The organism is Butyrivibrio sp. (assembly GCF_024699075.1).
The window spans coordinates 1-8,815 of record NZ_JAILQF010000059.1; the positions used below are offsets into that span (position 1 = coordinate 1).

10 protein-coding genes are annotated in these 8,815 nt (G+C 37.1%); 9 read left to right on the forward strand and 1 reads right to left on the reverse strand.

Annotated features, from left to right (window positions below):
- The 7 genes from folE to K6G87_RS02130 form a co-directional block, all read left to right on the forward strand.
- Positions 1-276: GTP cyclohydrolase I (gene folE, locus K6G87_RS02100; RefSeq protein ID WP_296833218.1), on the forward strand; the 276-nt coding region annotated here is incomplete at its 5' end.
- Positions 277-404: 128 nt separating this feature from the next.
- Positions 405-911 carry an HD domain-containing protein gene (locus K6G87_RS02105; RefSeq protein ID WP_296833221.1) on the forward strand — a complete coding sequence of 169 codons (507 nt, stop codon included), beginning with the start codon at positions 405-407 and terminating at the stop codon, positions 909-911.
- A gap of 27 nt (positions 912-938) precedes the next feature.
- Positions 939-1,790 carry a dihydropteroate synthase gene (gene folP, locus K6G87_RS02110; RefSeq protein WP_296833224.1) on the forward strand — a complete coding sequence of 284 codons (852 nt, stop codon included), beginning with the start codon at positions 939-941 and terminating at the stop codon, positions 1,788-1,790.
- Entirely contained in the window at positions 1,771-2,613 is an 843-nt protein-coding gene (folK, locus tag K6G87_RS02115; RefSeq protein WP_296833227.1) for a 2-amino-4-hydroxy-6-hydroxymethyldihydropteridine diphosphokinase, read from the forward strand. Before folP ends, folK begins: the two co-directional genes overlap by 20 nt.
- A 44-nt stretch (positions 2,614-2,657) precedes the next feature.
- On the forward strand, positions 2,658-3,623 hold the full coding sequence (locus tag K6G87_RS02120; protein WP_296833230.1) for a Gfo/Idh/MocA family protein: 966 nt from the start codon (positions 2,658-2,660) through the stop codon (positions 3,621-3,623).
- 391 nt (positions 3,624-4,014) lie between these two features.
- Complete coding sequence (locus K6G87_RS02125; RefSeq protein ID WP_296833233.1) at positions 4,015-4,431, forward strand: DUF5071 domain-containing protein; 417 nt, start codon at positions 4,015-4,017, stop codon at positions 4,429-4,431.
- Positions 4,432-4,453: 22 nt separating this feature from the next.
- Positions 4,454-5,677, forward strand: coding sequence for a hypothetical protein (locus tag K6G87_RS02130; RefSeq protein ID WP_296833236.1), 1,224 nt, complete (start codon positions 4,454-4,456; stop codon positions 5,675-5,677).
- A 63-nt stretch (positions 5,678-5,740) separates the two neighbouring features.
- Here the strand turns inward: K6G87_RS02130 and K6G87_RS02135 are convergent, their stop codons facing one another.
- Positions 5,741-6,262: a helix-turn-helix domain-containing protein gene (locus K6G87_RS02135; RefSeq protein ID WP_296833239.1), complete on the reverse strand. Its 522-nt coding sequence runs from the start codon at positions 6,260-6,262 to the stop codon at positions 5,741-5,743.
- Positions 6,263-6,628: 366 nt separating this feature from the next.
- Here K6G87_RS02135 and K6G87_RS02140 point away from each other — a divergent pair, with 366 nt between their 5' ends.
- Together K6G87_RS02140 and K6G87_RS02145 are read left to right on the forward strand one after the other, a co-directional pair.
- Entirely contained in the window at positions 6,629-7,297 is a 669-nt protein-coding gene (locus K6G87_RS02140) for a hypothetical protein (protein ID WP_296833242.1), read from the forward strand.
- A gap of 120 nt (positions 7,298-7,417) precedes the next feature.
- The coding region (locus tag K6G87_RS02145) for a hypothetical protein (protein ID WP_296833245.1) at positions 7,418-8,815 on the forward strand (1,398 nt) is incomplete at its 3' end.

The window sequence follows — 8,815 nt, forward strand, 5'->3', positions numbered from 1 at the left end:
GGAGAAGTTGTGGGACTTAGTAAGATCGCCCGTACAGTTGACGTTTTTGCAAAACGTTTTCAGGTTCAGGAAAGACTTACAGCTCAGATAGCAGATGCTTTTGTCAAAGAACTCCATCCAAAAGGAGTCATGGTACTTGTAGAAGCTGAGCATATGTGCATGACAATGCGCGGAATCCGTAAGCCCGGTACTAAGACTACAACAGTTGTTACAAGAGGAGCCTTTGAAGAGGATATAAATCTTCAGAATACTTTCTATCATATGATAGGAAGGTGATAGATGACCATATGTATATTAAAACTACTTTTGATATAGCATATAAAAGTTAGATGTATATTATAACTGATTTAGATATAGTATATTAATACTATTTTTGATATACGGATGAAAAGTGTAAGGAGCATATGATAAGTATACCTTTAATAGACAAGCTTCCAAGATGCCAGAAGATTTATGAGCATCCGCTTTATAGAGAAAATTTTGTAAAGCTTCAAGAGTTTGAAAAGGACAGGATTTTTTGCAGGCACAGCTTTGAGCACTTTCTTGATGTTGCAAGGATTGCCTATATCATAAATCTTGAGCAGGATCTTGGGATTGAAAGAGAGATAATATATGCTGCGGCTCTTCTTCATGATATAGGAAGAGCCATGCAATATGAAAATGCAGTTCCACATGATAAGGCTGGAGCAGAGATTTCCGAACTTATATTATCTGATTGCGGATTTTTGGATGATGAAAAAAGGATGATCATTAACGCTATACTAAGTCACAGAAAAGGAAATGATGAAGGCAACAAGCTTTCAAGCATAATCTATACTGCTGACAAGACATCCCGCCAGTGCTACATGTGCAAGGCTCAAAAGGATTGCAACTGGACTATGGAGAAGCGCAATCTTGAAATATATATATAGTAATTATAGACATGAGGATTAAAGACAATGAAGATAGGCAATAGAGAATTCGATTTAGATAGAGCATCCCATAAATGTTATATTATGGGAATCCTTAATGTAACACCTGACTCTTTTTATGACGGAGGCAAGTGGGATGATCTGGATAGCGCCAGAAGACATGTTGAAAGTATGATAGAAGAGGGCGCTGACATAATAGATGTTGGAGGCGAATCAACAAGGCCTGGGCATGAGCAGATTTCTACAGAAGAAGAGATAAAAAGAGTTGTTCCTGTAATTGAGATGATCAAGAAGGAATATGATATACCGGTATCTATAGACAGCTATAAGGCAGAGGTTGTGGAAGCGGCACTTAAAGCAGGGGCAGACCTTGTTAATGACGTATGGGGATTTAGATACGAAAAGTTTTATAAGGATAACTCGGTTATAAGAATAGCTGAGATTACTGCAAAATACGGCGTTCCATGCTGCCTTATGCATAACAGGCCTGATACAGACTATACTAATTATATGGAAGATGTTATAAATGATTTAAAAGATAGTATAGATATAGCACTTAAGGCAGGAGTTAGTAAGGACAAGATAATCCTTGATCCTGGCATAGGCTTTGCCAAGAATCTTGAACAGAATCTTATACTTACAAACAGGCTTGAAGATCTTCTTACACTTGGATATCCTGTACTTCTTGCAACATCCAATAAGTCGATGATTGGATTATCACTTGATCTTCCAAAGGACGAAAGAGTAGAAGGAACCCTTGTGACAACTGTTATGGGTATTATGAAGGGAGCCTCTTTTGTCAGAGTTCATAATATTAAAGAGAATAAAAGAGCAATAGAAATGACGAGGGCTATACTTAATGAGCAAAAAAGCATATGATGAAATAAGAATAAAAGGGCTTACAGTATTTGCCAATCACGGTGTATATCCTGAAGAGAATAAACTTGGACAGAAGTTTGTGGTTAACGCCGTAATGTATGTAGATACCAGAAAAGCAGGAATGACAGATGATCTTGATATGTCTGTAAATTATGGAACAGTATGTCACCAGATCACTGAATTCATGACTGCTAATACCTACAAGCTTATAGAAAGGGCAGCAGAAGAGCTTGCAAGGCATCTTCTTATTAATAATACCCTTGTCCGTGAAATAGATATAGAACTTGAAAAACCGGGTGCTCCTATTGGACTTCCTCTTGAAACAGTAAGTGTCAAGATACACAGAGCCTGGCACGAGGTAGCTATAGCACTTGGCAGCAATATTGGGGATACTAAGAAATACCTTGATGAAGCTGTTACTAAAATAGGTGAGCTTCCTGATACTAAGGTTATAAAGGTTGCAAGTTATATTACTACAAAACCTTATGGCGGGGTTGAGCAGGACGATTTTCTTAACAGCGCTATGATAATAGAAACTTTATATACACCTTATGAACTACTTGATAAGCTTCATGAAATAGAGAAGGCAGCAGGAAGAGAGAGGATCATACACTGGGGACCAAGAACACTAGACCTTGATATACTCTTATATGATGATCTTGTTATGGATACCAGGGATCTTACAATTCCGCATGTGGAGATGCATCTTCGCGACTTTGTCTTAAAGCCTCTTGCAGAGATTGCTCCCTATTTAAGGCACCCTGTATATGGCAAGACTGTAGCTCAGATGCTAAATGATGCGGTTACAAAAACTCTGGACTAATGAAGCTTTGTAAGGTTAACAACTAAAGAAAGGATACAACTCTTATGGCTAAAGAATTCGGATGGTGCTTTATTGGATGCGGTAAACTTGCAAACATAGTTGCAGAACAGATCACAAAGTCCGGAAGGCACAAAATTGTTTCGGCTTATACCAGAAGATATGAAGCCTGCAAAGATTTTGCAGACAGATTTTCGGCAACACCTTATGAGACGGCAGAAGAAGCTATAAGAGCAGAAGGCGTTGACGGCGTCTATATAGTAACTCCACATAGCAGTCACTATGAGTATGCAAAGCTTGCTCTTAATAATGGAAAGCCCGTTTTATGTGAAAAGGCATTTACTGTTAATTTAGAACAGGCCCGTGGAGTTATAGAACTTGCTAATTCAAAGAAACTGTATATTGCTGAAGCCATGTGGACCTGGTTTTCTCCAATTGCAAGGAAGGTCAAGGAGTGGCTTGATAATGATGAGTTTGGCAATGTCGAGAGCTGCATTGCGGACATGAGTACTGATTCTCAGCACTATGCTCCAAGAGTCACAAGACCTGATGCCGCAGGAGGAGCAATCCTTGATGTGGGCGTTTATGCTGTTTACTATTTGTATAAACTTTTTGGAAAGCCTGTCAGCATAGAGTGCAAGGGCACTGTAAGAGATGGCATTGACTGGGATGAAGAAATATGGTTCATCTATAAGGATGGAAGGAAGTTTAAGGCTATATCCTCTATAGTGGTAGAAGGAATCACTCCTAATATGGAGCTGCATGGAGATAAGGCTTCCATAAAGGTTAACGAGCTTCACTATACGAATCATGCAGAATTTACTGACAGTACAGGTATGAAAAAAGAGATAACTGCTGATGGAAGTTATCTTAATGAGTTTGATATAGTTGCAGATGAGATAAGACAGGGCCTTACTGAAAGCAAATATGTAACGCACAAGAACACTCTTGATATAATGGAAATACTTGATGAGTGCAGAAAACAGATTGGGCTAAAATACGACTTTGAGTAGGGTACTCAAACTTCGCATATGATAATACAGAATCCCTTGCGAATTTGATTATCTTTGGCAGCCTGTAAAGTATTTACTTGTCTTAAAAATGTTAAAATTCAAGGCTAAATATATGGGATTTTATATTCCGGGGTCCGAAACTCGCTTCGCTCAGACATGCGGACCCCGGGAAGAATATAAAACTCCATCTATTTAGCTCTTGAATTTGGTAACATTTTTAAAGAACGCGTAAATCCTTTACAGGCTGCCAAAGACATCAAATTCGCAAAGGATAAGATAGGTTATATAGTGCGAAGTTTGAGAAAGTGACTTAAAATAGGGAGTAGGTATTAAGCCTTAAGCGGGGCACGACTCCCACTGGCAAGCCTATGACAGCCGAAAGGATTTATTTATGGCAGATAATAATTTTAATGAAGATGAGTTATTCCGGCTTGTTCCTACGGATAAATTTGATGAAAGCAGTCTTGATAAGATAGATATTCTGTCAGATCCTGAAATACAGATCATAATGATGGAACTAGTTGAATGGCTGCAGGATCCTAACTGGCCGGTATTTGATAAGCTTACGGAAATTTTGAAAAAGCGCCAGCATATTCTTATACCATATATCAAAAATGTGCTAGAAAGCGGAGATGTTGAATGGAAGAAATACCTTCTTGAATATCTCGTTTCTAATTTTGCGGATGAATATATAATTCCTCTTAAAGAAGAACTTTATGCTATTATTAGCGCTGAGGAATCTGACGATGAAGATTTTACAGATCTTCAGGCAATTGCCAATAAGCTTTACGCGCGTGTGAATAATTAGAAGTATTAAGGAAGTGATTTTAATGAAACAGTATGTATATAAAGTGCACGAGTCAGCAGTAGGTCTGGTACTTGGCATTATTTTATTTATCATTGCAGTAGGAGTGTTTATAGTCGGCTTTTTTGTAAGTCCTGAGAACGGGCAGGCAGTATGTTTTTGGATGGCAGCTGTTATGGCAGTTTTTGGAGGTCTTCTTTTACTTGATTATTTCAGAAGGGGACTGCTTGTAGTCGTAGAAGGAAGAGAGTATATATATCGTCCGTTCATTGGACCTTCAAAACATTTTTACAGACATGATGTGGGAAGGACAGAGATAAGACCTGTCAAATTCTCACCTCAGGATGAATGCATAATAGTCTACGACCGAGAAGGTAAAAGACTTGCAGGCCTTGAACTTAATATGATCAATTCATCCAGATTTATTCAGGAGATCGTAAGTGGTGATAATTATGCAGATTCTGCAAACGTAGAATATAAGGAAGTATCCAAAAGCTATTTCAAAGAATTGGAAACTTCATCTGTGGAGAATCTTTCTGAAAACGAAAAAAAATTAAGACGCCAGAAAGTAGCTAAGATTCAGCGTTTTAACTATGGTATAGGCATTGCAATATTATTCATAGCAGTCATCTCTCTTACGATAGATAAAAAGCTTTTCTGCATTCTGATATCGCTTTCTATCATAGCAACATGGGCTTATCTTATAGCTATGAGAGACTACCTTGTATTTGAATATAATAAGATTGCTGACTATGATAAGACCTTGTATGCTTCTTCATTTGTTCCTGTAATGGCGACTTGCGCAGCCTCTATACTGGGACCAGTGATGATATTTATGGGGATCAACTATACTAATTATGTTTTTATAGTAGTAAGAATTCTTTTGTTTGGACTATTTCTACTTGCTTTATACATTATTGTCCCTAAGGAAAATAATTATAAGATATTTTTCTATATACTGGTGTTCATTATTGGCTGCATTAACGGATGGATGCTGTCAGGGTCAATAACCTACTGCACTGGAAAAGTTACAGATACAGAAGAAATCGAGATAGTTGATAACAGAATAAGTGAGAGCTCTAAGGGTTCTGATTTCTATTATGTAACTATTAATTCTGATTCTTTTGACGAAGAAGAAATAGAGGTTTCCAAAGAAGTATACAGAAAAGCCATAGGAAGAAGCTCCAAGAAACTGCAGCTGTATTTCGCCAAAGACATACTGGGCGCAGAGTACTATTATATTGAATGATGCTAACTTCATATGCGAAGTATAAATCAAAAGAAAAAGAGTAGCGATTGCTACTCTTTTTCTTTATTTCTTAATATAATCGCCTCTTACAATTATGTCCTGCACGAGGTCGAGGACGACTTGCTGCATATTGTTTGGGAGCTTATGATAATAGTAGATCAGCTCTTTATCATCACTACTAAGTTCTTTAGCAAAATCTTTGCTTGATTTATTATTTAGCTTTATCAGAAAATCATTATGGATATTTGAAATTTTCTGTATTATCTCAATGTAATCACCCTGAGTCTTAGATTCATTCTCAGAATCTGCAAAGATATCATCATTTAAAGTGATACCTTCAGGATCAAAATATGGATCATTTTTAGGATTAAGTGGGATTAAAGATAATCGAATAAGCTTTTCTATAGAGACGTTGTACATCTTACCAAGCTTGTAGAATGCGTCTGCCGGAGGTGTAAGTCTGGCATTTTCATAGTGGGAGTAGGTCGCTCTCGTAATCCCAAGTTTAGAGGCAACATCCTTTTGATGAAGTCCTTTAGACTCACGCAAAAGTCTTATGTATGCTGAGAATCTGGTTTCTGACATATTATTGGTATCTCCATGTGATGAATCATATACATACTGAAAAGTCTGATTTAGTAATTCTCTAACTATAGATATATAGAGCTTTTGAATACTAAAATTCTATCACGATGCAGTATTTGACTAGGTATAAAGATATTAATAATATCACATGTGATTTAAAAGTTAAAAGTATTAACTTTTTTGATTCGTCATCCGATAAAAGATTTGCTTAGCGGTTTTATGATATTAAAAATATCAAAATAGGGTTGAAAAATATTTTTAATATCGTAAAATATATGTATGCGAATATTGTATTTGCAAGTTCGAATACAATAAATCGCAAATAAACCCCAACCCGGACTTTAAAGTCGAAAGGAGCCTATTTATATGAACATGAAGTTTGTAAAGAAAATGCTCACAGTATCACTCGCAGCAGCACTTGTAGTTATGCCAATGACAGCTTTTGCTACAACAGATTCATCCAGCGACGAGACGACATCAACAGTTACAACATCAACATCATCAAACTCATCTGATTCATCAGATACTTATGTAGCACCTGAAGGAGTATCATTCTCTAGCCAGGCTACAATCGGTGGTAAGGTTGTAAAGTCATCCGTTCCCGGATCTTATCAGCTTGGTACAACAGTTAAAGCTGTTGTATTCACACAGTCACTCGATGGCCTTAAGGCAGCAGCTGGAATGACTGGCACAGAAAGACCATACGCAAGAGTATATGAGTCCAACGCCAAGAAGTCACCTCTTGCTCTTGAAACAGCAAATTGGACAGCATCTGTTTTAGGTAAGACACTTCTTTCTGATACTGGTATCAATATCAATCTTGGAAAGATGACAGATGGCAAGTTCAGTTCACTTACAGATTCTGTAAAGACTCCTGTTACAATCGCACTTAAGGGCGACGCTGCAGGTGCTACATCAGTTATCGCTGTTGGACCTAATGGTGTTGTAGAATTTATCGACGCTACTAACGATGGCGCTGGCAATGTTACATTTGAAGCTATTGGTGGCCAGCATACATATTACTTTGTAAAATAATACGTATAATAAATCATGATGCATAAAAAAATAGATAGGCAGCCTGAAAATGGCTGCTTATCTTTTATAAAAAATAACTTATATTTGTGCTTCGGGGTGATACTGATAGTAGCACTTTGTATGTATGGAATATTTGGAATTTTTGGTTTTTCTGCATTCCCGGATGAATTCGGTTATTGGTCCCCTGCAGCGATGATCTTGGGCTATGATTGGTCTTCAATAACAGAGCTTGGGTCTTATTATTCCTATGGATACAGCTTGTTATTAGTGCCTGTTCTTGGCTTGTTTGATGGCGCTATAAATACATATAGGGCAGCTGTTGTACTTAATCTGTTAATGCAGTGCCTATCGGTTCCTATGCTATATGCGATAATATCAAAACTTTATCCTTTTGGCAGACGAAGCGAGAAAGCAATAGTAGTATCTGTATCAGTTCTATATCCTGCATGGGTTTTTTATACTCAGACTACAATGTCTGAGTCACTTCTTAATTTTCTATTTGTTTTATCAGTATTCCTTATGATGAGATTTTTGGATAAGCCTGTTATATCAAGAGGAATCTTGTTCGTGCTTGTCCTTGTCTATAGCTACTTTGTCCATATGAGATGTATAGGGACAATTGGGGCAGGAATGCTAGTAATGATCATATTTGTTTTTACCAAGAGAAAGACTAAGTTCGGCAAAAAGGCTTTGCTCCTTCCACTTATTATAATAGGCCTGTTTGGAGCAAGCTTTATCATAAAGAGTTTTGTGATTGATTCTCTGTATAAAGGAACTTCCAGCGATATGCTTAGCTGGAATGACTATACATCTATTCCTTACAGAGTTATGAAGATACTAAATATAGATGGCTTTATATATCTTATTAAAGATATTGTTGGAAAGCTTTTCTATATTGGAATGGCAACATACGGAATTGGATATTTTGGAATATACGCCCTTATTAAGCAAAGTATAAACAGCATTAAGAATATAAAGGCTAGAAGGTCCGGCCCTAAAGACATGCTTTGGCTTTATATAGCATTACTGGTCCTCGCACAGTTTATGGTTGCGCTTATTTATTTAAATGGTGCATCAAATCCTGAAAATGACAGATTGGATATATTCCTTCATGGAAGATATATAGACTTTTTCCTTCCTGTGATTATCGGGATAGGAGTCTGTGAGATGCTTAATACAAGGAAATATGTGCACTTTGTGGTAGTGACTCTGGCTTTCTATATTTTGGGCTTTTACATATGCAGAGGCGCTATTTTAGACAACCTTGTGTCTATGAGTAATGCTCATGGATTTACCATGATTGGAATGAGTCATTTTTTAGTGAAGAATCCGCAACCAGATACCCTTTCATATCTATTTAAACAGACTATTTTAGGTACAGTACTTACTTTAATAGCATTTGCAGCAGTTGCATTATACAGAAAGGTCAGAATAGAAACCTTTCTCCTAATAGTTCTAATAATGCAGGTACTATTTAGCATAGATGCGTGCAAACATTATATATTCCCTAATCAGTCA

Bases quoted from the DNA above. Each gene is read 5' to 3' on its own strand.
- K6G87_RS02120 (WP_296833230.1), top strand. From the start codon at position 2,658: ATGGCTAAAGAATTCGGATGGTGCTTTATTGGATGCGGTAAACTTGCA.
- K6G87_RS02135 (WP_296833239.1), bottom strand. From the start codon at position 6,262: ATGTCAGAAACCAGATTCTCAGCATACATAAGACTTTTGCGTGAGTCT.
- folP (WP_296833224.1), top strand. From the start codon at position 939: ATGAAGATAGGCAATAGAGAATTCGATTTAGATAGAGCATCCCATAAA.
- K6G87_RS02105 (WP_296833221.1), top strand. From the start codon at position 405: ATGATAAGTATACCTTTAATAGACAAGCTTCCAAGATGCCAGAAGATT.
- folK (WP_296833227.1), top strand. From the start codon at position 1,771: ATGAGCAAAAAAGCATATGATGAAATAAGAATAAAAGGGCTTACAGTA.
- K6G87_RS02125 (WP_296833233.1), top strand. From the start codon at position 4,015: ATGGCAGATAATAATTTTAATGAAGATGAGTTATTCCGGCTTGTTCCT.
- K6G87_RS02140 (WP_296833242.1), top strand. From the start codon at position 6,629: ATGAACATGAAGTTTGTAAAGAAAATGCTCACAGTATCACTCGCAGCA.
- K6G87_RS02130 (WP_296833236.1), top strand. From the start codon at position 4,454: ATGAAACAGTATGTATATAAAGTGCACGAGTCAGCAGTAGGTCTGGTA.